This is a genomic window from Pseudomonas sp. FP603 (assembly GCF_030687415.1).
Classification (GTDB): domain Bacteria; phylum Pseudomonadota; class Gammaproteobacteria; order Pseudomonadales; family Pseudomonadaceae; genus Aquipseudomonas; species Aquipseudomonas wuhanensis.
The window spans coordinates 2709461-2734673 of record NZ_CP117431.1; the positions used below are offsets into that span (position 1 = coordinate 2709461).

General features: G+C 60.2%; 26 protein-coding genes and 1 pseudogene. 22 read left to right on the top strand and 5 right to left on the bottom strand.

From position 1 onward, the window contains the following. Window positions 1-131: 131 nt before the first annotated feature. Window positions 132-1148, bottom strand: a pseudogene (locus PSH65_RS12605) (DMT family transporter); the annotation flags it as partial. On the opposite strand from PSH65_RS12605, the gene PSH65_RS12610 reads away from it, so the two are divergent. The 14 genes from PSH65_RS12610 to PSH65_RS12675 all read left to right on the top strand — a co-directional run bounded on the left by PSH65_RS12610 (window position 1143) and on the right by PSH65_RS12675 (window position 14622). Beyond that, entirely contained in the window at window positions 1143-1706 is a 564-nt protein-coding gene (locus PSH65_RS12610) for a helix-turn-helix domain-containing protein (protein WP_305426480.1), read from the top strand. The pseudogene PSH65_RS12605 and the gene PSH65_RS12610 sit on opposite strands and share 6 nt — an antisense overlap. A gap of 156 nt (window positions 1707-1862) precedes the next feature. Further along, on the top strand, window positions 1863-3065 hold the full coding sequence (locus PSH65_RS12615) for an SfnB family sulfur acquisition oxidoreductase (RefSeq protein ID WP_305426481.1): 1203 nt from the start codon (window positions 1863-1865) through the stop codon (window positions 3063-3065). A 10-nt stretch (window positions 3066-3075) separates the two neighbouring features. Continuing rightward, window positions 3076-3513 carry an acyl-CoA dehydrogenase gene (locus tag PSH65_RS12620; protein ID WP_305426482.1) on the top strand — a complete coding sequence of 146 codons (438 nt, stop codon included), beginning with the start codon at window positions 3076-3078 and terminating at the stop codon, window positions 3511-3513. Further along, window positions 3513-4916 carry an LLM class flavin-dependent oxidoreductase gene (locus PSH65_RS12625; RefSeq protein ID WP_305426483.1) on the top strand — a complete coding sequence of 468 codons (1404 nt, stop codon included), beginning with the start codon at window positions 3513-3515 and terminating at the stop codon, window positions 4914-4916. The genes PSH65_RS12620 and PSH65_RS12625 overlap by 1 nt, the downstream gene beginning before the upstream one ends. A 156-nt stretch (window positions 4917-5072) precedes the next feature. Continuing rightward, window positions 5073-5546 carry a hypothetical protein gene (locus tag PSH65_RS12630; protein WP_305426484.1) on the top strand — a complete coding sequence of 158 codons (474 nt, stop codon included), beginning with the start codon at window positions 5073-5075 and terminating at the stop codon, window positions 5544-5546. Continuing rightward, the gene (locus PSH65_RS12635) at window positions 5489-6373 is read left to right on the top strand and encodes a transposase (protein WP_305422783.1); all 885 of its coding nucleotides are present in this window, start codon (window positions 5489-5491) and stop codon (window positions 6371-6373) included. The genes PSH65_RS12630 and PSH65_RS12635 overlap by 58 nt, the downstream gene beginning before the upstream one ends. 179 nt (window positions 6374-6552) lie before the next feature. Further along, window positions 6553-7458, top strand: coding sequence for an AMP-binding protein (locus tag PSH65_RS12640; protein WP_305426485.1), 906 nt, complete (start codon window positions 6553-6555; stop codon window positions 7456-7458). Then, on the top strand, window positions 7455-8231 hold the full coding sequence (locus tag PSH65_RS12645) for an ABC transporter ATP-binding protein (RefSeq protein WP_305426486.1): 777 nt from the start codon (window positions 7455-7457) through the stop codon (window positions 8229-8231). Before PSH65_RS12640 ends, PSH65_RS12645 begins: the two co-directional genes overlap by 4 nt. Then, window positions 8231-9112, top strand: coding sequence for a branched-chain amino acid ABC transporter permease (locus PSH65_RS12650; RefSeq protein WP_201060763.1), 882 nt, complete (start codon window positions 8231-8233; stop codon window positions 9110-9112). Before PSH65_RS12645 ends, PSH65_RS12650 begins: the two co-directional genes overlap by 1 nt. 4 nt (window positions 9113-9116) lie before the next feature. Then, entirely contained in the window at window positions 9117-10166 is a 1050-nt protein-coding gene (locus PSH65_RS12655) for a branched-chain amino acid ABC transporter permease (RefSeq protein WP_305426487.1), read from the top strand. Window positions 10167-10192: 26 nt separating this feature from the next. Continuing rightward, a complete protein-coding gene (locus tag PSH65_RS12660) occupies window positions 10193-11533 on the top strand; it encodes an ABC transporter substrate-binding protein (protein WP_305426488.1) in 1341 nt (446 codons plus the stop codon). 3 nt (window positions 11534-11536) lie between these two features. Further along, window positions 11537-12304, top strand: a complete 768-nt coding sequence (locus PSH65_RS12665; protein WP_305426489.1) for an ABC transporter ATP-binding protein — start codon at window positions 11537-11539, stop codon at window positions 12302-12304. 14 nt (window positions 12305-12318) lie between these two features. Continuing rightward, window positions 12319-13746, top strand: a complete 1428-nt coding sequence (locus tag PSH65_RS12670; protein WP_305426490.1) for an FAD/NAD(P)-binding protein — start codon at window positions 12319-12321, stop codon at window positions 13744-13746. 516 nt (window positions 13747-14262) lie between these two features. Then, window positions 14263-14622 carry a DUF6124 family protein gene (locus PSH65_RS12675; RefSeq protein WP_305426491.1) on the top strand — a complete coding sequence of 120 codons (360 nt, stop codon included), beginning with the start codon at window positions 14263-14265 and terminating at the stop codon, window positions 14620-14622. A 167-nt stretch (window positions 14623-14789) separates the two neighbouring features. Here PSH65_RS12675 and ppnN read toward each other — a convergent pair whose 3' ends face one another. After that, on the bottom strand, window positions 14790-16163 hold the full coding sequence (gene ppnN / locus PSH65_RS12680) for a nucleotide 5'-monophosphate nucleosidase PpnN (protein ID WP_123360795.1): 1374 nt from the start codon (window positions 16161-16163) through the stop codon (window positions 14790-14792). A gap of 226 nt (window positions 16164-16389) precedes the next feature. Between ppnN and PSH65_RS12685 the strand changes: the two genes are divergently transcribed. Both PSH65_RS12685 and PSH65_RS12690 read left to right on the top strand, forming a co-directional pair. Continuing rightward, the gene (locus tag PSH65_RS12685; RefSeq protein ID WP_305426492.1) at window positions 16390-16917 is read left to right on the top strand and encodes a DUF3087 family protein; all 528 of its coding nucleotides are present in this window, start codon (window positions 16390-16392) and stop codon (window positions 16915-16917) included. 150 nt (window positions 16918-17067) lie between these two features. After that, window positions 17068-18645 carry a sensor domain-containing diguanylate cyclase gene (locus PSH65_RS12690; RefSeq protein ID WP_305426493.1) on the top strand — a complete coding sequence of 526 codons (1578 nt, stop codon included), beginning with the start codon at window positions 17068-17070 and terminating at the stop codon, window positions 18643-18645. Window positions 18646-18660: 15 nt separating this feature from the next. On the opposite strand, the gene PSH65_RS12695 is transcribed toward PSH65_RS12690, so the two are convergent. Next, window positions 18661-19047 carry a DUF2784 domain-containing protein gene (locus tag PSH65_RS12695; protein ID WP_305426494.1) on the bottom strand — a complete coding sequence of 129 codons (387 nt, stop codon included), beginning with the start codon at window positions 19045-19047 and terminating at the stop codon, window positions 18661-18663. A 60-nt stretch (window positions 19048-19107) separates the two neighbouring features. Beyond that, window positions 19108-19983: a 4-hydroxy-tetrahydrodipicolinate synthase gene (dapA, locus tag PSH65_RS12700; RefSeq protein WP_305426495.1), complete on the bottom strand. Its 876-nt coding sequence runs from the start codon at window positions 19981-19983 to the stop codon at window positions 19108-19110. Between the two features lie 393 nt (window positions 19984-20376). Between dapA and PSH65_RS12705 the strand changes: the two genes are divergently transcribed. The 6 genes from PSH65_RS12705 to PSH65_RS12730 all read left to right on the top strand — a co-directional run bounded on the left by PSH65_RS12705 (window position 20377) and on the right by PSH65_RS12730 (window position 24262). Next, window positions 20377-21075, top strand: coding sequence for an AzlC family ABC transporter permease (locus PSH65_RS12705; RefSeq protein ID WP_305426496.1), 699 nt, complete (start codon window positions 20377-20379; stop codon window positions 21073-21075). Further along, entirely contained in the window at window positions 21075-21386 is a 312-nt protein-coding gene (locus tag PSH65_RS12710; RefSeq protein ID WP_162830927.1) for an AzlD domain-containing protein, read from the top strand. The genes PSH65_RS12705 and PSH65_RS12710 overlap by 1 nt, the downstream gene beginning before the upstream one ends. 61 nt (window positions 21387-21447) lie before the next feature. Then, window positions 21448-21606, top strand: coding sequence for a hypothetical protein (locus tag PSH65_RS12715; RefSeq protein ID WP_305426497.1), 159 nt, complete (start codon window positions 21448-21450; stop codon window positions 21604-21606). A gap of 255 nt (window positions 21607-21861) precedes the next feature. Beyond that, a complete protein-coding gene (locus tag PSH65_RS12720) occupies window positions 21862-22809 on the top strand; it encodes an ABC transporter substrate-binding protein (RefSeq protein ID WP_305426498.1) in 948 nt (315 codons plus the stop codon). A gap of 169 nt (window positions 22810-22978) precedes the next feature. Further along, window positions 22979-23878, top strand: a complete 900-nt coding sequence (locus tag PSH65_RS12725) for a polysaccharide deacetylase family protein (RefSeq protein WP_305426499.1) — start codon at window positions 22979-22981, stop codon at window positions 23876-23878. A gap of 132 nt (window positions 23879-24010) precedes the next feature. Further along, complete coding sequence (locus tag PSH65_RS12730) at window positions 24011-24262, top strand: DUF1652 domain-containing protein (RefSeq protein ID WP_305426500.1); 252 nt, start codon at window positions 24011-24013, stop codon at window positions 24260-24262. On the opposite strand, the gene PSH65_RS12735 is transcribed toward PSH65_RS12730, so the two are convergent. Then, window positions 24259-25149: a LysR family transcriptional regulator gene (locus tag PSH65_RS12735; RefSeq protein WP_305426501.1), complete on the bottom strand. Its 891-nt coding sequence runs from the start codon at window positions 25147-25149 to the stop codon at window positions 24259-24261. The two genes, PSH65_RS12730 and PSH65_RS12735, sit on opposite strands and share 4 nt — an antisense overlap. Between the last annotated feature and the right edge of the window lie 64 nt (window positions 25150-25213).

The following is a 25213-nucleotide window of genomic DNA, read 5'->3' on the forward strand; positions in this document are numbered from 1 at the left end:
TCGCGAGCAAGCCCGCTCCCACAGAGATTTTGGTTGTACGCAAATCGTGTGTCCCCCTCCAGACCTTGTGGGAGCGGGCTTGCCCGCGATGGCTGTCTATCAAGCAACGTAGAAATGGGGGCTATCCCTGTGCTTTCCTGCTCCAACTCTTCTTCAGGCGAAGCGACCTTACCCTTAGTCTTCAACTCGCTGACAATCACCGCCGCCACAATCAATCCCGCGCCCACCAACGCAATCGCCGGCAACCGCTCCCCGGCAATCCGCCCGACAATCCCGGCCCACACCGGCTCCCCGGCATAGATCAGCGTCGCCCGCGTCGGCGAAACACTTTTCTGCGCCCAGTTCATTGCCACCTGAATCGCCGCACTCGCCGCGCCCAGGCCCAATGCGCTGCACAACAGCAACCAGGAGAACCCCGGAATCACTTCCTGAGTCGGCACCACCATCAAAAACGCCAGCACCGAAGTCACCGCCAGTTGCACCACCGTCACCCGGCGCACGTCGACCTGGCCGGCATAGGTACTGATCAGAATGATCTCCGCCGCAATCGCCACGGCGCTGATCAAGGTGGCGATTTCACCAGGGCTGAAATTGAACGAAGCGCCGGCAGGCCCCGACAGCAGCATCAGCCCGGTAAAGGCCAGTATGATCCCGATGCTCGGCATCAACCCCGGACGCCGCCCCAGCACCAGCCATTGCAGCAATGGCACGAACGGCACATACAGCGCGGTAATAAACGCCGACTGACTGCTGGGAATGCTTTGCAAACCCACGGTCTGCAAGCCGTAACCGAGCATGATCGCCACGCCGATAAACGCCCCGGCCTTGAGTTCGAACAGGGTCAGTTCGCGCAGATGACGCCAGGAGAACAGGGCAACGATGCTCGCTGCCGCGGCAAAACGCAGACCGACGAAAAACATCGGCCCGCTGACGGTCATTGCATGCTGCACCAGCAAAAAGGTCCCGCCCCAGACCATGGTAATCAGCACCAACACGCACTCAGCTTTGCTGAACCGTGAGAAACGGGAGGAAGCAGGGGAGGAGTTCACCGACGTCATGACCTTGCGCGCTACCTGAGGGAGACGCACAATGCGCCGGAAGTTGGGCAGTATACTGCGCAACACCACCAAGTGAGCAATATAGTGCACAAAGATTCCACCCAACGGGCTTCGGTTCTCCAGCACGTCAGCCAGAACGTCCGACGTCTGCGCCACGCCGCCGACATGAGCCAGACCGCCCTGGCTGAAAAGTCCGGGGTCAGTCGCCGGATGCTGGTGGCCATCGAGGCCGGCGAGAAAAACGTCAGCCTGACCACCCTCGACCGCGTGGCCGAAGCGCTGGACGTCGCCTTCAGCGATCTGATCCAGGCCCCGGATGCCCGCGACCCGAGTCGCATCAACGAAGTGGCTTGGGCCGGAGCGATCCCCGGCAGCAAAGCCGTTTTACTGTCAAAAGCCACCGCCACCCGTGAAGTGGAACAATGGGAATGGTGCCTGCAACCGGGTGAAATTTACCCCTCGCAACCGGACGCCGATGGCTGGAGCGAACAGCTCTACGTATTTGAAGGCTGCCTGACCCTGGTCCTGGGCGATAAGCAGCAACACATCGCCGCCGGCGAGTTCTTCATGTTCGCCAGCAACCAGCCGCATTCCTATCGCAATGACGGGGCGGTGGCGGCGCGGTTTGTGCGTAATGTGGTGATCTGACTGTTTACCGACCAACACTGGATAAGCACTTTGCTGTTTTCAAGCTGCAAGTGTTTCTCGGATAGTTCATTAACCTATTGAAATAAAAGATATTCAGTTTCAGGCACGACTCCTGCAAAAGCTCTGGGGCATTTCCCAGAATCCCGGAGTCGGCCCATGACAGCCTCTGCCCAACCCCCTCGCACTGCCCATGTGATCCACTCGGACGCCGAGGCGATTGCCGTCGCTCACAAGCTCGCCGCCCGCTTCGCTACCGAGGCCAGCGCTCGTGACCGCGAGCGACGTCTGCCGGTTGCCGAACTCGATGAGTTCTCCGCCAGTGGTTTATGGGGCATCACCATTCCCCAAGAATACGGCGGTGCCGGCGTGTCTTACGTGACAGTCGCCGAAGTGATCAAGATCATTTCCGCCGCCGATCCGTCCCTCGGCCAGATCCCGCAAAACCATCTGGGCGTACTCGACATCCTGTTGCAAACCGCCACCGAAGCGCAGAAGCGCTATTACTTCGACAAAGTCCTGCAGGGTTATCGTTTCGGCAACGCCTTCTCCGAATCCAAAAGCAAGAATGCCGGTGCTTTTGAAACCCGTATCCGTTTCGATAAAGACACCGCGCAAATCGACGGCGAGAAGTTCTACTGCACCGGCGCCTTGTTCGCGCACATCGTGCCGGCGGTGGCGGTCGATGAAGAGAACAAGGCTTTCATCGCCTTCATCGAGCGCGACAATCCCGGCCTGACGGTGATCGACAGTTGGGACGGTTTCGGCCAGCGCACCACTGCCAGCGGCGGCGTGACCCTGAACGCGGTGAGCGTGCCCTTGAGCGCGGTGATCCCGGCCCACAAGGCGTTCGACGAACCCACCGCCGACGGCCCGATCTCGCAAATCATCCAGGCTGCCGTGGATACCGGCATCGCCGTCGGCGCCCTGGAAGAAACCAAGCGCTACGCCCGTGAAGCCCGACCATGGATCGACAGCCAGCAGGATCACGGCTGGCAGGACCCGTTCAGCATCGCAGCGATCGGCGACCTCGAATGGCGGGTTCACGGCACCGACGCCATCCTCAGAAAAGCCGGCCAAGCCATCGACGCCGCGTTGCTCAAACCCAATGAGGACACGGTTGCCCGCGCCTCGGTCGTGGTCGCACAGGCCAAAGTCCTCTCTGCCGAAATCGCCTTGCTCACCAGCAGCAAACTCTTCGAACTCGCCGGCACCCGCTCGGTGCTCGGCAAGTACAACCTCGACCGTCACTGGCGCAACGCCCGGACGCACACCTTGCACGACCCGGCGCGCTGGAAATACCACTTGATCGGCAACTACCTGCTCAACGGCGTGAAGCCTGCGCGCCACGCCTGGAACTGAGGAGCGACCCATGAACGCCTTGACCCAACCGATTGTTGCCAGGCAGCCCCTGGCCAAGCCACAGCACGACCTGCACAACGCTCGCACGTTGCTCGACGCGACGTTGCGTTTCGTCCGCCGGCAGACCCAAGCCACGGCTGATCCTTACGTCATCAGCCGCTTCGGTGACTTGCACATCCGCATCGAAGTCGCCGCCGCGCTGCTCGAACGCGCCGAAGACGTTCTGAACAGCGTCGATGACGACACAGAAATCAGCGTCGCCGTCGCCGAGTCGCACCTGGCCAGCGCGGATGCTTTAAATGCCGTCAGCAATGCCGAATTCGAACTCACCGGCCAACGCACCGTGTTGCCTGGGTCGCTGGATGATCCGCTGCGCTGGAAGCTCCACCTCATTGGCAACTTCCGCCTCAACGGCATCCATCCCCCCAGCGTGCGGAGTGTCGTTTGATGGCCCGTGAAATTCGTCTCAACGCCTTTGACATGAACTGCGTCGGCCACCAGTCGCCGGGTTTGTGGGCGCATCCGCGGGATCGATCCTGGCAGTACAAGGATCTTGAGTACTGGACGGATCTGGCGAAAATCCTTGAGCGAGGCAAGTTCGACGGTTTGTTCATCGCCGATGTGCTGGGCATTTATGACGTCTACAACGGCAACGGTGACGCGGCGATTCGTCAGGCGGCGCAGGTGCCGGTCAATGATCCATTGCAACTGATCCCGCCGATGGCATTGGTCACCGAGCATCTGGGTTTTGGCCTGACCGCGTCGCTGTCCTTCGAACACCCGTATCCGTTCGCCCGACGCCTGTCGACTCTCGACCACCTGACCAAGGGCCGCGCCGGTTGGAACATCGTCACCTCGTACCTGGAAAGCGGCGCGAAGAACCTCGGCCAGAAAGCCCAGACCGAACATGACGCCCGTTACGACTTTGCCGAAGAGTACCTGGAGGTTTGCTACAAACTGTGGGAAGGCAGCTGGGAAGAGGGCGCGATTCTGCGGGATCGCGAGCGGCGGATCTTCAGCGATCCGAGCAAAATCCACGAAATCCGGCACGTCGGCAAACACTTTCAGGTGCCAGGGATTCACCTCTGTGAACCCTCGCAGCAACGCACGCCGGTGCTGTATCAGGCCGGCGCCTCGAGTCGCGGCAAGCAGTTCGCCGCCGAACATGCCGAATGCGTGTTTGTCGCCGCGCCGTCGAAAGTGCTGCTGAAGAAAACCGTGGCCGACATCCGTCGCCGGGTGGCCGAGGCGGGGCGCGATCCGTCGAAGATCCTGATCTTCAATCTGCAAACGGTGATCCTCGGCGAGACCGACGCCAAGGCCAAAGCCAAGTTCGAAGAATACAAAACCTGGGTCAGTTATGAAGGCGCCATGGCGCTGATCTCGGGCTGGACCGGCATCGATTTCAGCCAGTTCAAACCGGATGAACCGCTCAAGCACGTGCACACCAATGCCATTCAATCGGCGGTGGAGGCGTTCTCCACGGCGGACCCGAACAAGGTCTGGACACCGAACGAACTGGCCGATTGGGTCGGGATCGGCGGTTTCGGGCCGCTGTTTGTCGGCAGCCCCGAGACCGTCGCCGATTTGCTGCAGGAGTGGGTCGAGGAGACCGATGTGGATGGCTTCAACCTGGCTTATGCGTTGACCCACGAAACGTTCATCGATGCCGTGGAGTTGCTGGTGCCGGAGTTGCAGAAGCGCGGGGTGTACAAGACCGAATACGCACCTGGGACCTTGCGCGAGAAGTTGTTTGGCGAAGGGGCGCGATTGCCGGATATCCATCCGGGGGCGGGCTATCGAGACCTGGCGGCGTTGCGGCGGCAGGAGAAGGAAGTGATGTCTGCGTAGACGCCTTCGCGGGCAAGCCACGCTCCCACAGGTTTCGTATCGTCGGCGATAGTTGTGGACGACACAAAACCCTGTGGGAGCGGGCTTGCCCGCGATGGGCATAGGTATCTACACATCTCCCGATCCTGGTCTATAAAGGGACGGCATGGATATCAAATGACCGGGCTAGATGCCCGACTGACAAAACGATACGACGAGTTGGTCATGGGACACAGTAATGGACTACCGGCGCTGGCCGCCGGGATGAAAGCCTTGCCGCGAAGCGACAAGGCTTTTGCACAGACGCAAGCCCTTTGGCGATTTTTGAGCAATGACCGGGTTCGGCCCGTTGACCTGGTTAAACCGCTGCTGGCGTTAGCCCACGAGGGTTGTCGGGATGACTGTGATGATTACGCGCTGGTCATGCACGATTGGTCTCGGCTCAATTACATGCACCACCACAGCAAGGCTGATCGCCTGCAAATGACCCACCGAGGCGATATCGGGTACGAACTGCAAAGCAGCCTGCTAGTCACCGACCGTGACGGTGCACCGATCTGTACTCCCGCTCAAAATCTGGCGACCAGGACGGCGTGCTCAGCACGCGAGCCGAAGAAGTGCTGGTCCCTGAGAAGCATCTGCATGAACTGACACAACGTATCACTTGGCTGGAACAGCAGAATTTTGCCAAGCCGCTTGTCCATATCGTGGATCGAGAGGCTGATTCGGTCGCTCACCTGAGGCAATGGCAGGCCGAGGGTCGGCAATGGCTGGTGCGAGTCAAGGCCGGTTCCACGGCCAGTCATGCAGGTCAATCGAGGGCCCTGAGTCAAATTGCTCGCGAGATGACCTACCGCAAAACTCGCAAGGTGGACTACAAAGGAAAACCGGCCATTCAATGGGTGGGAGAAACCGCCGTCGTGCTGACTCGCCAAGCCCAGCCTTTCACCAAAGACAGGGCCGACCGCAAGACGCTGCGCAAGTCTGGTGAGCCGTTGCCGGCCCGGCTCGTCGTGAGCCGAATACTGGGAGCCGATGGTCACCTGCTGGCCGAATGGTATTTGCTGAGCAACCTTGAGCAAGAGGTCGCAGATGAACGATTGGCGCTCTGGTATTACTGGCGCTGGCGTATCGAGTCCTACTTCAAACTGCTTAAAGGGGGTGGGCATCAGCTGGAAAACTGGCAGCAAGAGAGCGGTGAAGCGGTGTTCAAACGGCTGTTGATCGCCAGTCAGGCATGTGCTGTCAGTTGGCGTCTGATGCGGGCTAAGGGGGAGTTTGCTGAGCAAACACGGGATTTTTTGGTCCGTCTGTCTGGTCGACAGATGAAGCGCTCGCAGCCGGTGACGGCTTCCGCGCTGCTGGCCGGTTTATACATGCTTTTGGCCATGTGCGAGACATTGGAACAATACACGCCCCAGGAACTGGCGGGTTTTGCTAAAGAGGCCATCGGCTGGGTGGCCAGCCGAAGACTTTAGAGATGTGTAGATACCTATGCCGCGATGGGGCCAGTACATCCAACATTGATGTCGCCTGTCACACCGCCATCGCGAGCAGGCTCGCTCCCACAGGTAATCGGCGGTGTTTTAGAGATTGCGTTAATTCTTCAGCCCAGCGGACCACCGCACGCTTTTGCCCATGGATAAGAGGTAAGCCAATGAGCGTGCATGAACTCAAGCGTCCGCCCATCGCGGACACCGCCGAATGGCAGGTCAAAGCGCCTTGCACCCTGGAGCAGCTGCAGCACTGGGCGCAGGTCAGTCCGTTGCAACCGGCGCTGCGCCACAAGCGCCACGGTCAGTGGTTCGTCTGGCGCTGGATCGATGTTTTGCGCGATGTCGAGCGGTTGGCCGATGGTTTGCGTCAGCAGGGTTTTACCGAAGACTCGCGCCTGGCCTTGAGCGGTGCGTTCGAGCCAAATCTGTTGCTGCTCGCATTGGCCGCCCGGCACATCGGCGCTGAACTGCTGACGCTGCCGGACAACCTCGACCCCGATACCCTGCACAAAGCCCTATGGCGCAGCCGTCCGACCCACGCATTCGTCCAGGGGCGACAGACGCAGCAACTCTGGATCAACCAAGGCCAGGCGCTGCTGAATTTCGCCGACCTGCTCGGCCCGGTGGACCCTGCGCAACGCCTCAACCGCTGGAATCAAGACGCGCAACTATGGAGCGAAGAGGGCACCCAGTGGCAGCACGGCCTGACGGTATTGCTGGAGCTATGGCTGACCAGCGGCCAATCCCTGGCCTTCCCCGAAAGCCCTGGCAGCGCCAGCCGCGACCGTCGTGAAGTCGCACCGTCCGGGCTGTTGCTGTCGACCGAACGCCTGCACGTGCTCGCCGCAGAAATCGACAGCCGCCTCGCGCCCCACGGCACCTGGCGCCGACGCCTCTGCGACTGGGCCATCGCCCATCCGGAAAAGGCTCTGCAACGCTTGATTAAAAAACGCGTTCGCCGCCTGTTAGGCTTCCACAACCTGCATTTCATCTGGCAAGCCACTCGCATTTCCGATGCTCAACCCGAGCCGACCTGGCTCGCCGAATTCAAACGGGACATCGCATGAGCTCAACCGATTCCATTCTGCAAGTCAGCGGTATTTCCCTGTCCTTCAAAGGCGTGAAGGCGATCAATGAACTGTCGTTCGACGTGCGCCGGGGCGAGATCTGCGCGCTGATCGGCCCCAACGGCGCGGGCAAGAGTTCGCTGCTCAACGTACTGAACGGCGTGTACCGCTTCGATGCCGGTTCGATTGTGTTCGAGCAACAGCCGTTCAAGCGTATCGACCCATTGAGCGCCGCACGCCGAGGCATCGGTCGCACGTTCCAGAACAACGCGCTGTTCAAGAAAATGAGCGTGATCGACAACATCCTCACCGGCCTGTCACGGCACCTGCGCAGCCGTTTTATTGAGCAGGCGCTGAACCTGCCAAGAGCCCGGCGTGAGGCTGAAGGCTTCCGTCGGCAGGCCCAGGGCATTCTCGAATTTCTCGAACTGCAAGCCCACCGCGACGTGCCGGTGGGCAAGCTGTCCTACGGCCTGCAAAAACGTGTGGAGCTGGGCCGTGCCTTGATTGCCGGCCCCGGCCTGTTGCTGCTCGATGAGCCGATGGCCGGAATGAACGCCGAAGAGAAGCAGGAAATGGCCCGCTTCATCGCCGACATCAACGGCGACCTCGGCACCACGGTGGTATTGATCGAGCACGACATGAGCGTGGTCATGGGCCTGTCCGACCATGTGGTGGTGCTCGATTACGGGCGCAAGGTCGGTGACGGCACGCCGGCCGAGGTGCAGGCCAATCCTGACGTCATCGCGGCGTATCTGGGCGTGGTGCACTGATGACATTCTTCTTCGAAACCCTGCTCGGCGGCTTGCTCGCCGGAACCATGTACTCGCTGGTCGCGATCGGCTTCGTGCTGATCTACAAGGCCAGCGGCGTGTTCAATTTCGCTCAGGGCGCGATGCTGCTGTTCGCCGCGCTGACCTTTGTCAGCCTGCACGATCAAGGCGTGCCGTTTGCCTTGGCGCTGTTGCTGACCGTTGTGGTGATGATCATCGGCGCATTGCTGATCGAGCGGCTGGTGTTGCGACCACTGGTCAATCGCTCGCAGATCACCCTGTTTATGGCCACCCTCGGGTTGTCGTTCATCATCGAAGGCCTGGCTCAGGGCTTGATGGGTTCGCAAGTGCGGGCGCTGGATCTGGGCATCGATGACGTGCCGCTGTTCATCGGCGGGATGATGGTCAGCCAGTTCGACCTGATTGCCGCAGCGACCGCCATCGTGCTGGTGACGGTGCTGGCGCTGCTGTTCAACAAAACCCGCATTGGCGTGTCATTGCGCGCAGTGGCGGATGACACCACCGCCGCGCTGTCGATCGGCATCAACCTCAACCGCATCTGGCAGATCGTCTGGGCGGTGGCCGGTATTGTCGGGCTGGTGGCGGGGTTGTTGTGGGGCGCGCGCCAAGGTGTGCAGTTCTCGCTGTCGCTGGTGGTGCTCAAGGCCTTGCCGGTGTTGATCATCGGCGGCTTCACCTCAATTGGCGGGGCGATTGTCGGCGGGTTGATCGTCGGTGCGGCGGAGAACCTCGCCGAGGTGTACATCGGCCCGCTGATCGGCGGTGGCATTACCCCGTGGTTCGCTTACGTCCTGGCTTTGGCCTTCCTGTACATCCGTCCCGCCGGCCTGTTCGGCGAGCGCGCCATCGAGCGAGTCTGAACCCATGTCGATTTCCCTTACCCGCGAAACCGCGCCGGCGGTGTTGATCCAGCGCCGTGTGCCGATTGGTTTGATTGCGCTGTTGTTGATCGCCTTCGTGGTCGTGCCGCTGACCGGCAACGACTATTGGCTGAACGCGATTCTGATCCCGTTCCTGGTGCTGTCCCTGGCCGGGCTTGGCCTCAATCTGCTCACCGGTTACACCGGCCAGACTTCGGTTGGTGCGGCCGGGTTCATGGCGGTCGGCGCCTTTGCCACCTACGGGTTTCTGCTGCGTTTGCCAGAGCTGGGCTTGCCGGTGGCGCTGCTCGGCGGTGGGCTGATCAGCGCGGTGGTGGGGTTTGTCTTTGGCCTGCCGAGTTCGCGGATCAAGGGCTTTTACCTGATGGTCACCACGCTCGCCGCGCAGTTTTTCCTCGAGTGGCTGTTCGTCAAATTCCCCTGGTTCTACAACTATGGTTCGTCCGGGACCATTTCCGCGCCGAAACTGGCCCTGTTCGGTCATGACCTCAACACCCCATTGGGCCGCTATCTGCTGACCCTGACCACCGTGCTGTTGCTGACCTGGGGCGCGGTGAACCTGGTGAAAAGCCAGATCGGCCGCAACTGGATGGCGATCCGCGACATGGATACCGCCGCCGCAGTCATCGGCATTGCGGTGGTGCGCTACAAGCACCTGGCATTCGCCGTCAGCTCGTTTTACCTCGGCATCGCCGGGGCGCTGTGGGCCTTTGCTTATCTGGGCACGGCCAGCGCCAGCAGCTTCGATATCAACCGGTCGTTCCAGATCCTGTTCATCATCATTATCGGTGGCATGGGCAGCATCGCCGGCAACTTCGTCGGCGCGGCGTTTATCAGCCTGCTGCCGATCCTGCTCAGCCACGCCGGGCAAGCCTTGTTCGGCGGTTCGGTGGACGCCGGCCAGTTACAGAATCTGCAAAAAATCATCTTCGGCGTGCTGATCATCCTGTTTCTGATCAAGGAACCGGAAGGCCTGATTCGCCTCTTGAGCAACCTTCGTGAACGGCTGAGTCACTGGCCGTTGCGCTTCTGAATTCCCCCACTAATTAGAGAGACAACATGCGTGCATCCTTGAAACGTTCGTTGGCCGGCGTCGCTCTGACGCTGGCGGTATTCGGCAGTGCGGTGCCACAGGTTTTGGCCTCGCCGGACCAGCAGTTTTTCCCGTTGGCCACTTATCGCGTCGGCGCTTACGCCTCCAGCGGTGTGCAAGTGTGGGCCGGCATGCTCGATTACCTGAACTACATCAACGATGTGGAAGGCGGGATCAACGGCGTCAAACTGGTCTGGCAGGAATGCGAAACCGAGTGGACGGCGGAGAAGGGCATCGAGTGCTATGAGCGCTTCAAGAAAGGCCTGGATGGCGCACCGGTGGCGATCTATTCACCCAACGGCGCACCGGCGGCGTATGCGCTGAGCGAGCGGGCGGAAGTCGACAAGATCCCGCTGATCACCCTCGGCTACGGTCGCACCGAAGCCACCGACGGCACGGTGTTCCCTTACAATTTTCCGGTGATGCTGACCTTCTACAGCGAGGCTTCGAGCCTGATCAACTACATCGCCCAGCGCGAAGGCGGGTTCGACAAACTCAAGGGCAAGAAGATCGCGACGGTTTATCACGACTCGGCTTACGGTCGGGAAACCCTCGGCCCGTTGAAACTGCTGGCGGAGAAGTACAGCTTCGAAAACATCCAGATCCCGGTGGCCGATCCGGGCAACGAGCAATCGTCGCAATGGCGGCAAGTGCGCCAGGCCAACCCGGACTGGGTGTTCCTGCGCACCTGGGGCGTGTCGACGCCGGTGGCGGTCAAGACAGCCGCGCGTTTCGGCTTCCCGGTGGACCACATCGTCGGCGACATCTGGGCCAGTTCCAGCGAAGACGTGTTGCCCGCAGGCGCCGCCGCCAAAGGGTATCTGGCGCTGACGCCATACCCGGCCGGCAGCGAATTCGAGATCCACAAACGCCTCAAGCAAGCCATCCTCGACAAGGGCAAAAGCGACCTCAAGGACCTGAAGAATTTCGGCAGCGTCTATTACAACTCCGGGCTGGTGAACGCGGCAGTGATGGTGGAAGCGATCCGCACCGCCCAAGGCAAGTTCGGCAAGCGCCCGCTTAATGGCGAAGAAGGGCGCTGGGGGCTGGAACACCTGAACATCGACGACGCGCGGCTCAAGGACATGGGGTACTTCGGCCTGATGCAGAACCTCAAGCTGTCTTGCAAGGATCATGAGGGTGGCGGTTCGGCGCGGGTGCAGCAGTGGGACGGCGCCAACTGGACGCTGATCAGCGACTGGATCCCCGCCGACCGCGCCTTGCTGCGGCCCTTGATCGATGAAAAATCCGCCGCGTTCGCCAAGGAAAAAGGCCTGACGCCACGCACCTGCACCGGGGATGAATAACGTATGAGCCAAGCCGCCAGCGACATTGCCGCCAATGACCTGTTGCAAGTCAAAGACATCGAGGTGATTTACGACGGGGCGATCCTGGCCGTGGCCGGGGTGTCGCTGACGGTGCCCGAGGGCGGCATCGTCGCGTTGCTCGGGGCCAATGGTGCGGGCAAAAGCACCACGCTCAAGGCGATTTCCGGGTTGGTGCGGGCCGAGCGTGCGGAAGTCAGCCGAGGGACGATCGAGTTTCTCGGGCGCGATACCGCAGGGGTTAATCCGAGCGTTCGCGTGCGTCAGGGCATGGTGCATGTGCTGGAAGGTCGGCACGTATTTGCGCAACTGACGGTGGAGGACAACCTGCGCAGCGGCGGCTTCGTTCGTGGTCTGAGCCGCAAGGACCTGGCGGCGGATCTGGAGCGCATCTACGCCTGGTTTCCACGCCTGAAAACCAAACGCAAGACCCAGGCCGGGCTGACTTCCGGTGGCGAACAACAAATGGTCGCCATCGGCCGGGCGTTGATGACACGTCCTACTTTGGTACTGCTCGATGAACCTTCCATGGGTTTGGCGCCTATTATCGTCCAGGAGATTTTCGAAATCGTCGCCCAACTCAATCGAGACGAGCAGGTGAGCTTCCTGATTGCCGAGCAAAATATTAACGTGGCACTCAAGTACGCCTCACAGGCCTACGTCCTCGACACCGGTCGCGTGGTGCTGTCCGGCACCGCCGATGAGTTACTGGCACGGGGCGATCTGCACGACTTTTATTTAGGTAAACACTGATCAATGAGAACGCCATGACTGACACCCCACGCGGACAGGCGACCGACGCCATCCGCCACGCGGACATCCTGATCATCGGCGGCGGCCTCAGCGGCGCGATGCTGGCGGCGCAGTTGCTGCGTTTGCCGGGCAAGCGTCAGGTGCTGGTAATCGAACCTCGCACTGAACTTGGTCGGGGCGAGGCCTACAGTGCGGTCGAACTGGGCCATACGCTCAACGGCAACGCGGCGCGGATGAGCGTCGATCCCGACAACGCTGATGATTTGACTCAATGGTTGACCGAGTACATCGCTGCGGGTGGTTGGCCGGAGTCGGATCAGCAACATGTACCGATCAGTGAGCTGTTTGCGCCGCGCGGGTTGTTTGGCGTTTATGTGCAGCAGCGTTTGGCCGAAGCGCAGGTGGTGGGCGCGCGGTACGGCTCGACGGTGGAGCATGTGTGCGCGGAAGTGGTCGATGTGCAGACCGATATCGATTCGGTGCGCCTCACCTTGAACGATGGCCAACGTTTGCAGGGCGCCTATGCGGTGCTGGCCACTGGCATGTTCCCCGCCGCGCGCACGCCGCAAACCGAATCCAGCGGCTTGAACGCAGCGGCGCTCGATCCATGGGATGTCGCCGCCATGCGTCAGCTCGATCCGCAGTCGACGGTGCTGATCATCGGCTCGGGCCTGACCATGGTCGATGCCGTGGTGTCACTGGAACAGGCCGGGCATCGCGGGCCGATCGAAGTGTTTTCCCGGCATGGCCTGCTGCCGCATGTACGGCGACAGCCTCCGGCCTGGGCCGATTTCCTGGCCGAGGATCACAGCATTCGCACGCCGCGTCAGCTGATGCGCGAACTGCGTCGGCATTGCCGCGACGCCATCGCCCAGGGCATCGACTGGCAAGCGCCGCTCGACACGGTGCGGGCGCACATCGGGCGGTTGTGGAGTCAGGCGACGGATGTGCAACGTCGGCAGTTTGTGCGGCATGTGCGGCCGTGGTGGGAAAGCCATCACCATCGCTCGCCGCCGCTGAGTGCCGAGTTGGTGGCGCGACTGCACGGGGAAGGGCGGTTGCGGATTCAGGCTGCATCGTTCAAAGGGTTGGAGCCTTCGTTGAGCGGAGAGGTCAGCATTCGCATCCGTCGACGTGGCGAGGCGCAAACCTGCGTGGTGCACGGCGCGGCACTGATCAATTCCAGCGGTATCGAATACGACTGGCGGCGAGTGGCGCGCCCATTGCCGCAGCAGCTATTGGCACGCGGGCTGGTACGGCCGGGGCCATTGGCGTTGGGCATTGCCGCCGCGGATGACGGCGCGGTGCTAAGCGCCGATGGGCAGGTCGCCAGCCGTTTGTTCGCCATGGGGCCACCGTTGCGTGGGATGTGGTGGGAGAGCACGGCGGTGACTGATGTGGCGAGCCAGGCCAAGTTTCTTGCGGCGCGATTGGTGGATTGACCGAAAGTTAGAGGGTGTTTTTTCGGGCCTCATCGCGGGCAAGCCCGCTCCCACAGTAAGCGGTGTCGTTCACAAATCCTTTGGTCACATCAGATACCTGTGGGAGCGGGCTTGCTCGCGAAGAGGCCGGTACAGCCACCACAAGGCTAAGTGTCAGACCGCTAAACAAACGCTGTTTAAGCGACACTTCCAGATACTCACTCAGGCTACACAGCCTTGCGCCGTTGCCTACGACTGCGCCAGAATCCGCCGGCTTGTGCGCCTTGAGGCCGGGCTCTATCGTTTCCGGGTCGTTGACGAATCAGCGATCGGGTTTCGCAGCCCGTGTATCTCTAGACGCACAACATCCTCCGTTCGTGAACAGGTATGCCTGTCCGTTCATGTTATGGCGGCTGTACGTGGGAGACCTTCGGGTCTGCCGGTTCTAGAGTCCCGGTCTGCGACCTGCGTATAGCTGCCACCTCCTTTCGTCTCGCAGCGAACCGTGGCAGCTCCATGACTCTAGGAGCTTCATCTATGTTCAAACCTACACCCAACCCGCCTGAAACCGATCCGACATCACCCTACGAATCCCTCGATTCCAAAAAACTCCACGAAGCCGCCGACCGCGCCCTCGACCATTACCTAAAGCCCCCCATCCCCAAAGACACCAAGCGCAAACCCAGCACCATTTACCACGTCGGCGCCAAGGTCGATAACGAAACCCTGCTGGTCAACGCCTGCGAATCCCTGGCGTCGGCGAGCGTGATGCTCAGTGAGTTCGCCGGGTTGATGGACATGCCCCATCGCAACATGATGCTGGGGATTCAATCGGTGGTCATGCTTGGGGAGTTGGCGGTGAATCGGGTGCTGGATAACCTCGATCCGCAGGGCTAACAGGCGCACTGATCGTTCCCACGCTCCGCGTGGGAATGCCTCAACGGACGCTCTGCGTTCGGCTCTGGAAGGGACGCGGAGCGTCCCGGGCTGCATTCCCACGCAGAGCGTGGGAACGATCAAAACCCCGCATCACGCGGGGTTTCTTGTAAAAGTGTGGGAGCGTATCAAGCCACCACCTGATAACACGGTACATACTCCGCGCCGCCCGGCAGTTTCATCCGGTGCTGGGCGACGAAGGCTTTGAGCAGTTTGTCCAGCGGCTGCATGACCGCGGCATCGCCACGGATCTGGTATGGCCCGTGTTCTTCGATCAGGCGGATGCCCTTGTCCTTGACGTTGCCGGCGACGATGCCGGAGAACGCGCGGCGCAGGTTGGCGGCCAGTTCGTGGGAGGGCAGGTTGCGGCTCAATTGCAGGTTGGCCATGTTGGCGTGGGTCGGGTCGAACGGGCGCTGGAAGCCTTCGTCGATCTTCAGCAGCCAGTTGAAATGGAACGCGTCGTTGCGCTCGCGACGGAACTGTTTGACCTCTTTGAGGCCCTGAGTCATCTGCCGCGCCACTTCAACCGGGTCGTCGATGATGATCTCGTAGTGTTGCTGCGCGGCTTCACCGAGGGTCGCACCGACGAAGGCGTGCAACTGCTCCAGGTACGGCGCGGCGCTTTTCGGCCCGGTGAGGACCACGGGGAAAGGCAGGCTTTCGTTATCCGGGTGCATCAGGATGCCGAGCAGGTACAGAAACTCTTCGGCCGTGCCCGCGCCGCCCGGGAAAATGATGATGCCGTGGCCGACCCGCACGAAGGCTTCCAGACGTTTCTCGATGTCCGGCAGGATCACCAGTTCGTTGACGATCGGGTTCGGCGCTTCGGCGGCGATGATCCCGGGTTCGGTCAAGCCGAGGTAGCGACCACCGTGGATGCGTTGCTTGGCGTGGGCGATGGTCGCGCCTTTCATCGGGCCTTTCATCACGCCCGGACCACAACCGGTGCAGATGTCCAGGCTGCGCAGGCCGAGTTCGTGGCCGACTTTCTTGGTGTATTTGTATTCTTCGGTGTTGATCGAGTGGCCGCCCCAGCACACTACGATTTTCGGTTCGACGCCGGGGCGCAGGGTGCGGGCGTTGCGCAGCAAGTGGAAGACGTAGTCGCTGATGCCCTGGGAGGTGCTCAGGTCGATGCTCAAGGCGTCGAGTTCGTTTTCGGTGTAGACGATGTCGCGCAGGGCGCTGAAGAGCATTTCCCGGGTGCTGGCGATCATTTCGCCATCGACGAAGGCGTCGGCCGGGGCGTTCAGCAATTCCAGGCGTACGCCACGGTCTTGCTGGTGAATGCGGATTTCGAAGTCTTTGTAGGCTTCCAGAATGGTCTTGGCGTTATCGACGTGAGCGCCGGTATTGAGGATGGCCAGGGCGCACTGGCGGAAAAGGGTATAGGTGAGGCCGGTTCCGGCTTCGCTCAGTTGCTGTACTTCACGTTGGGACAGTGTTTCCAGGCTGCCTTTAGGGCTGACCGAGGCGTTGATTACATGTCGTTGGGTCATTCAATGATCCTTAAAACGATGTCACCCGCCGGCAGGCGCATGGCATCCGAATAGTGTGTATCCATAATGAAGATGGCACGAACTGCGCTGTATCGCTATGTCCCCGTTTGACGATGAAAAGATGAAAAGGAGCCCCAGCATAGCTAAATCCTTCGGGGAGGCGATAATGCCCTGCAGTCTTTTTGCCACAGAGCCTTTTACCATTGATGCAAGGAACCCCGTCGCGATGTTCGAAATCCAGCCAATGAATGCCGAAACCTATCGACGCCAGACGCGACGCAGCACGGTAATCATCGCTCTGATGTTCCTGGCGCTGGCGATGGTGCTGTCCACGGCAGCGGTGGCGCTGTTCGGTGAGCCCGGCGGCGACAATCTGCGTTTCAACGTTGGCGGCGTATTTGCTGCGTTGTTGCTGATGGCGGCGCTGATGCGCGGAACGTTCTGGACCCAGGAATGGATGGCGCCAGCCGTGTACGGTTGGCAGCTCAAACGCAGCTTGATGAGCATTACCAATGTCATGCACCAGGTGACGGCGGCAGTGGAGAAGGGCGATCCGAGCGCCATGAAACTGCTGCGTTTTTATCATCTGGGACTGAGCCAGATGCACCAGTTGGACGGCAATTCCAGCGACCATAGCCAGCTGACCCGTGAGATGGACCAGCACAAGGCGCGGATGGAAGCGCTGGGCATCGAGACCGAACAAACGCAATTGAACCCGGCCTGGCTTGAGGCGGTGAAGCAGACGCAGGTGTAATAATACGATCGTTGGCGATGAGCATTTTCGTGCAAATCACCTATCGTATCCGTTGATGGGTCATAGTGGTCTGAGCGCCGGCCACGGCTGGCTGGCGCTAAAAGGGCGAACGGGAAAATTCGCCATTGCATAAGGGATTCAGGGAGCGTCATGGGGCATCCGTTCGTCAAAGATCGTATTGAAAGCACCCGGCTCGCCGCGCCTTGGGTGCCCGGGCAGATTGAGTCGAAACTCAAGGTTCGATACGCAGTCTCCCTACTTGTTGCGGTGTGCCTGTCCATGACGGCCATTGTGATCGGGGAAGGCTGGAACGCGCGGCAGTATCATTTGCGCGGCAGCGAAGTGGAGATGTCCAACCTGGCGCAAACCCTGGCCTCGCAGGCGCGAGCATCGATCAAACAGGCCGACACGCTGCTGTTTGCCGTGGTGGACCGCCTTGAAAACGACGGTATGGAGCCAGCGAGAATTCCCAGGCTGCAAAGTTTGCTCCACGCCCAGCGCGGTGAACTGGCGCAGATCCATGGGCTGTTCGTTTTCGACGAAGAAGGACGCTGGCTTGCCAACTCCAATAACGCTGTGTTGCCCAATGCCAATAACTCCGACCGTGAATATTTCATCTACCACCGTGATCATCCCGACCGCGGCCCTCATATCGGTCCATCGATAAGAAGTCGCTCGACCGGTGAGTGGGTCATGACCGTGTCACGCAGGATCAATCACGCCGATGGGCGGTTTGCCGGCGTGGTGGCGGCTTCGATCTATCTCAAACATTTCCTGGACTTGTACAACAGCATCGACATGGGCAATAACGGGGTGGTCAATCTGATCGCCGATAACGCCACCATCGTCGTTCGCCGCCCGTTCAAGGAAACCGATATCGGCACCAGCATCGCCAAGGGGCCGCTGTTTACCCAGTTGTTGCCCAAGGGCGATTTCGGTACGGCAATCGTCAAATCCTACGTGGACGGGGTGGAGCGGGTGGTGGGGTTTCGGCGGGTCGAGGGTTATCCGCTTATCGTTTTTACCGCGCTCGACAAGGAAGAAGTCCTGGCCAGCTGGCGGCAGGAGGCAATGCTCAGTGCGGGCATCGTCTCATTGCTGCTGGGGTTTCTGGGCGTTCTCGGCTATCGCCTGATCCGTGTCATGAAGCAGCAGAATCATATTCAGAACGAATTGCTGGAGGCTCAGGAAAAACTCATTGAGGTCAACCACAGCCTCAAATTGCTGGCTCTGGAGGATGCACTGACCGGGCTTTCCAACCGGCGTCAATTCGACCTGTTCATCCTGGCGGAAATGGGCCGTGCCAGACGTACCCACACCAGCCTTGCGTTGCTGATGATCGATGTCGATCATTTCAAGAGTTTCAATGATCACTACGGTCATTTGGCGGGCGATGAGTGTTTGCGCAAGATCAGCACCATCATCACCGACAACATCCAGCGCCCCGGCGATCTCGCTGCCCGCTTCGGTGGTGAGGAGTTTACGGTGGTGCTGCCCGGCACCGATTATGTGGGGGCGTTTTTGGTGGCGGAAAAGATCCGTCGCGCGGTTCAGCAAATGGACATCAAGCATAGTGGCAGCCCCGAAGGCCTCGTCACGGTCAGCCTGGGGGTCTGTGCCTACAACCAGACGGCGCAGAGCGAGCCCGAAGATTTGATCGGCGCAGCAGACAAGGCGCTGTATGTGGCCAAGGCCAGTGGCCGGAACATGAGCGTCATTGCCAACTGAACTCAACCAGACCGGTTACTGCCCTGAACGAGTCGGGTGCCGCAATCTCCATAACCGGATCAGTCGCAGGTAGATCAGCACGTTGATCGCCAGTACCACGCTGCCCAGCCCCAACTGAATCGTGGGTGTCAGCCCGGCCGGATAAATAATCGGCCACACGTAATGTTCAATAAAACCGCCGCCATAACCGGTTTGCCCGGCTGCATGGCGCATGAGGTTTTCCCATTCGGTCAGTGGGCACGACAGGTGGAAAACTTCCACGATCACGCCCCACACGGCGGCGGGCAGGTGCCACCAGGCCAGGTGGTGCCATTTGAGCACCAGCAGCCCGCCGAACAGCACGAACAGAATGAACAGCAAGTGAGACAGCACCAGCCCGTCGGCGGCGATTCGGTAAAGCATGTCGACTTCCTGACGCGTTATGTGAATCGCTCCATGGTACTCGGGCTGGGCGCGTGTGCTCTATCGATTGCTGTTCTCAAGCACTGCCAGTACTTCTTTCAAACGCACCGCCGTGGCTTCGCTGCTACGTTGCATCGGCGCGCGCAGCTCGTCGTGGATCAACCCTTCAAGGGCCAGGGCGGTTTTCACCGGGGCGGGATTGGGCTCGATGAACAGGCTGTGGATCAACGGCAGCAACTGGAAGAACGTCGTCCGGCCATCCGCTAACCGGTTGTCGCGAAGCTGCTGATACAGCCTCACGAACAGCTCGGGATGAACATGGGCCGAGGCGGCAATCGCGCCTTTGGCACCGAGGCACAAAGCACCGAATATCTGGTGGTCTTCACCGCACAGCACGTCGACTTTGCCGCTGCAGAGCAGCGCAAGGGTGGTGGCTGGATTACCGCCGCAGTCCTTGATCGCGACGATCCGCTCGTGGCGGACGATCCGCAGCAAGGTCGCCTGCTCGAAGGCTATGCCGGTGCGATAGGGAATGTCGTAGAGAATCACCGGGACGCTGGAAGCATCGGCGACGGTCTTGAAAAACGCTTCGAGGCCGGCCTGGGAAGGGCGGATGTAGTACGGCGGTGGAACCAGCAAACCCGCCAGGGCACGTTTCAGGATTTCGCCTTGAAATTGCAGCAATTCGGCAAGGTTGTTGCCGGCCAGACCCATGACTACACGTTCTGGTGCAACCCGTTCCAGCACCGCATCGAGCACTGCCAGTTGCTCATGTTTGCCCAGCGCTGCGGCTTCCCCGGTGGTGCCGCAGACCACAATGCCATCAACGCCTTTTTCCAGCAGATGACTGACCAGCCGCCGCAACCCTTCGAAGTCGATCGCGCCATTGTGAAACGGCGTAACGATGGGAACCCAGATACCTTGAAACGATGACATGCACTTTCTCCTGAAGGTTGACCGATTTCGTCACCGTCAGAAGCGTAGAAGGAAGTCAGCAAGAAGGAGGGAGTGTCCGCCGCGCTCAATGTCCTGTCAGCTCATCTGACGGGACAGCGCGCCCCGGTCACATGAGCGACTGTTTCTTCGATTTAAGGGCGTGCGCAACGCAACCTTGCGCCTTGGCATTCAAGCCAATGACGACAGTGTTGAGATTGAAGGTTGCGGACATGGTTGCTTACACCCTGAATGAGGTGCTCAGTTTTAAAAGTCGGCGCGATATTTGTCAATCTCGAAAATCAGCACTGGTTGCGTGCAAGTGCGCAAGATTGTTCAAGCCATCCACCGTGACTGCTGGCACAGTCTGGGGTCTTTCCCTGGTTGCAGAGCGTTATGTCCAACTCACTCCTGCCGCGCAGTGCATTCCTTCGCGGTGCCGTGGCCATCATGCCGTTGTCCCTGGCGACCGCGCCTTGGGGGTTGCTGGCCGGCTCCATGGCCATCGAGGCCAATCTCACTCCGCTGCAAGGTCAGGGGCTGTCGAGCATCGTGTTTGCCGGCGCAGCTCAATTGGTCGCCATCGGCATGCTCAAGGGCGGCGCCGGGGTCTTTTCGATTCTGTTGACCACGCTGTTGCTGACCTCCCAGCATTTGCTTTACGGGATGAGCATGCGTTCGGTGATTTCCCCGTTGCCGGGCCGCTGGCGTGTGGGGCTGGGTTTTTTGCTCACCGACGAGTTGTTCGCCCTGACCAGCCAGCATGACAAACAGCAGTTCAATCGTTGGTATGCCCTGGGCGTGGGCCTGACGTTTTACATCGCGTGGAACCTCTTCACCCTGGCGGGCATTGTGCTGGGCAGCAGCATTCCGGGCCTTGAACACCTGGGGTTGGATTTCTCTATCGCGGCGACCTTTATCGCCTTGATCACACCAGTGGTGCGCAACGTTCCGACGGTAGTCTGCGTGGCGGTCTCGCTGTTCTGTTCGGTGCTGTTCAGCTATTGGCAATGGGGCTCGGCCCTGGTGTTGTCAGGGTTGGCGGGCATGACCGCAGGCTTTATCTGCAACAAACTCTACGTGGGGCGCACATGATGGTCTGGGCTGTGATTATCGGGATGGGCCTGCTGGTGTTCCTGAACCGCTACGTATTTCTCGAGCCTCGGCTGCCGGTGCGCTTGAGCAGCAATGCCCGGCAGTTCCTCGGTTTCGCGGTGCCGGGCATGCTCACGGCGATTTGCGGACCGATCGTGTTCATGCCCGACAAGCAGCTGAACCTGCAATGGGACAACCCCTACCTGATCAGTTCGCTGGTGGCCGTGGGCCTGGTACTTTACACCCGCAATACGTTGCTCAGCATGTTGTTGAGCATGGGTTTTTTCTTTTTGCTGCGGTGGTGGCTGTGAGTTGTCCGGGGCGAAACTGAACTACGCTTAACGGATGATCCCTTGAGGACGGGAGGTGGACATGGCCACTGAACCAAAGCGTCCAGACCTGGATGAAGACACCGATGAACCCACGCAAGAAGAGATCGAGCGGCAGAGGCGTTCGACGCCGGACTGGAAGCACCCCGACGACGGTAAAGAACTGTCGGACCGTGACCAGGAGCGCCCGTTGAAACCCTGATCGGTCTGCACATGCCCAAAAGCCCCGCCATTGATGGCGGGGCTTTTTAATTTCCGATGCCTGAAATGCAATCACCTGTGGTAAGGCAATGTGCCGTTGCAGACAGAGAAATGTACCGGGAAATACAGTCTGTTGAGCCACTGTTGCTGGGTAAACACAGGCTGTTCCCCGTCATGAGCTTATGCATAAATAGAATTTAAAATTGCACCTGTAAGCGCGTTATGGTCTATAAAAATAACCCTTCAGGAGCCCCTGATGAATCTGTCCCGATACCTGCGCGGTCTGTTGGCCAGCGCCCTGTTTGCCGCGCCTTTGACCTACGGCGCCGACCCCGTGGTGTTGCACGTCGGCGATCAGAACTACTACAACATTCGCGCCTCGGTGGAGGCTTCAGGGGTGCTGCAAGGAGCGCCCTATACCGTCGACTGGAAGCACTTCCAGGCCGCTGCGCCGCTGGCCGAAGCGCTGAATACCGGCGCGTTGGACCTGGGTTTTCTCGGTGATTCAGGTTTTCTGTTTCTGGCCGCCAAACAGGCACCGGTCAAGCTGATCGGCGTGTCGCGGCAGAACCCGGACACCATCGCCTTGCTGGTACCCAAGGATTCGCCGGTCAAAACCATCGCCGACCTCAAGGGCAAGAAAGTCGCTTACTGGCCCGGCGCCTGGAGCCAGCAGTTGACCTTGCGCGCTCTGGAGCAAGCCGATTTGCCGGAGAACTACGTCGACTTCATCAAACTGATGCCAATCGACGCCGCTGCCGCGTTACCCCAAGGCAGCATCGACGCGTTTCCGGTCTGGGAACCCTACATTTCCCAGCAGATACTGTTCTCCGGCGCCCGACCGATTCTCACCGCCAAAAACCTGATGCCCGGTCTCAGCGCCATCGCCGCCTCGACGCCTTCGATCGACAGCAAACGCGAAGCCATTGCCGACTTCCTGGTGCGCCTGAAAAAGGCCCGGGCCTGGGTCGACAATCACACCGACGAGTACGCCGATCTCTGGGCGAAGAAGGCCAACCTGGACCAGAACGTGTCGCGCCTTTGGCTGCGTCAGGCCCACATGACCGTCGGCCCGGTGGATCAGCAGGCTGCGGTGGATCTGCAAAGCACCGCGGACTTCCTGTTCAAGGTCAAGGCATTGCCGGCCGCCCTGGCGACGGCACCGATTATCGACAGCTCGTTCCGGCAGGCACTGGCGCAATAACCGAAAATGGAAGGCATAACGCGAATCCGGGAGCGGGCGCCGGAACCAAACACTGTGTACCCTTATCCAACCTCGGCTTGCAGCGATCTGCGGGCCGGTCAAGGGATGAATGGGCGAGGGGTTTTTGCCATTAAACGTAATGACCGCAAGGTCTGGTCCAAGGCAAAACATGAAGCAGCTGGTCAAGGTTCTCTCCGCGTTCGCCATCGCAGTCGGCCTGTTTGGCTGCATCGCCGCGCCCATTGAAATGACGCCGCAGACGCAACAGGGGCTGCGCACTCAAGCGCCCATCCGCTTTCTGCTGACCTTCGACGACGGGCCCAGCGCGTCCGGTTTTTACAACCCGACGGTCACCGTGCTCGACAGCCTCGCGCGCAATCCGCTGCAACCCGACATTAAAGCGGTGTTCTTCGTACAGACCCGTGACTCACGCGCCGGCGGCAGTGAGGCAGGTCGACAGATCATGCGTCGCGAACACGCCGAAGGTCACTTGCTGGGCTTCCACACGGCCACGCGCCGGCACACCAACCATCGTTCTCTGGACCCGGAAGCACTGGAACAGTCGCTCACTGATGGCAGCGCAGATATTGCCGCGATCACTGGCGCGTTGCCGACCCTGGTGCGCCCGCCGTTCTGGAACTACGACAAGCGCACCTTCGCGGCCTATCAACAGCATGGCATGCACGTACTGCTGACCGACCTGAGCGCCAATGACGGCAAGATCTGGGGCTTCAACGCCAGCCCCCGTCGGCGGGCCAACCTGCTGCGGCAACTGTCCGAAGTCCGCGAGCGCATTGCCCTCGGTGAGTTGCCGACGGTGGACGGGGTGATTCCGGTGGTGGTGACTTTTCACGACCTGAATCGCTACACCGCCCGGCATACCCGCGAATACCTGCAAATCCTCCTCGACAGTGCCAGTGCCACCGGCTTGGTCACAGCCCAGAAAGCCTTTTACGACGACACGGCAGCACTGCAGCAGGCGGCCATGGCGCGTACTGTCCGGGACAGTTCAGAGGCGGTGGAGTTGCCAGGGATCTGGAACTGGTTATGGGGCGCAGATACCCACTGAGCGATGTCGGACGATTGATTGTGTAGCAGCTGTCGAGCTTGCGAGGCGGCTATAGAACTCGCTGGCGTGTTGCGCAAGTTGAACTATTCTCAGTGGATCCAATCGCGAAACCATCCAGGGGAGGCATCCGCCATGGTTCAACTTGCGCAGCTTTGCCAAATTGTGGAGTCCGGTTTCAAACCGCTGTCCTGCGAATGCACCGTGAATCACGATGAAACATTGCGGATCAAGGTCTTCGATCGCACCAGCGGACGGATTGAGCTGTTGATCACCGGTGTATCGCCCGAAGAATTGACCAGTGTCCGCGATATTTCCAACCTGATCGGCGAACTTCGCACCGAAATGCGCGCCGGTCGCAGAGCTCTCGCCGGTGTCATGGCCTAGAGTCTGTCGCGCGGCAGCAGTTCATCAATCATCTGCAAACAATGATTCAACCCCGGCGATACATCGCCCACGCGCCTGCTGAGGATGATCGGCGAGGTGGCGTTGTCTTCCAGCACCGGTGTGAAGCCGATATCGTCGCGGTGCAGCAACTGCACTGAGGCCGGGACCAACGTCACCCCGATTCCCGCACCCACCAGGCCGATTGCTGTTTGCAATTCGTTGGTCCATTGCGCCACGTTGATGTGTACGCCATAGGATTCAAACAACGCGATCACGTGGTCGGCGTAGCTGGGGCGCGGGTTGCCGGGGTAGAGCACGAAGGGTTCTTTTGCCAGTTCACGAAGGCTGATGGGCCCGGCCAGTAATGGATGGCCGGCGGGGAGGGCGGCGACCAGTCGGTCTTCAGTCAAAACAGTCTGGATGATCGCCGGGTCGTCGATGCGGATTCGCCCGAAACCAATATCAATGCGCCCCGCCTTGAGCGCCTGCACCTGTTGCAACGTGGTCATTTCCGAGAGCCCCAACTCGAGCGCCAGCGGCTCACCGCTGCGCAGTCGGCGGATCAGTTCCGGCAGCACGCCATAGAGGGTCGATGGCGCAAAGCCGATGCCCAGCCAGGTCTTTTCGCCCAGGCCAATCCGCCGCGTGTTGTCGCAGACCTTGCCCAACTGCTCGAGCAGGGCGGTGGAATGTTCATGGAAAAACCGCCCGGCGTCGGTCAGCTTTAGCGGTCGGCCGCGTTCCAGCAGCAGTACCCCGAGTTCATCTTCCAGCTGCTGGATCTGCCGGCTCAGCGGCGGTTGGGCGATGTGCAGCAGTTCGGCGGCGCGGGTGAAGTTGAGGGTTTGAGCCAACACCTGAAAATACCGCAGGTGACGCAGTTCCATGGGGGCCTCCGAACGTCAATCTGTTGAATACCTTTAAGGTATCGAGTCAGACCAATTCTATATT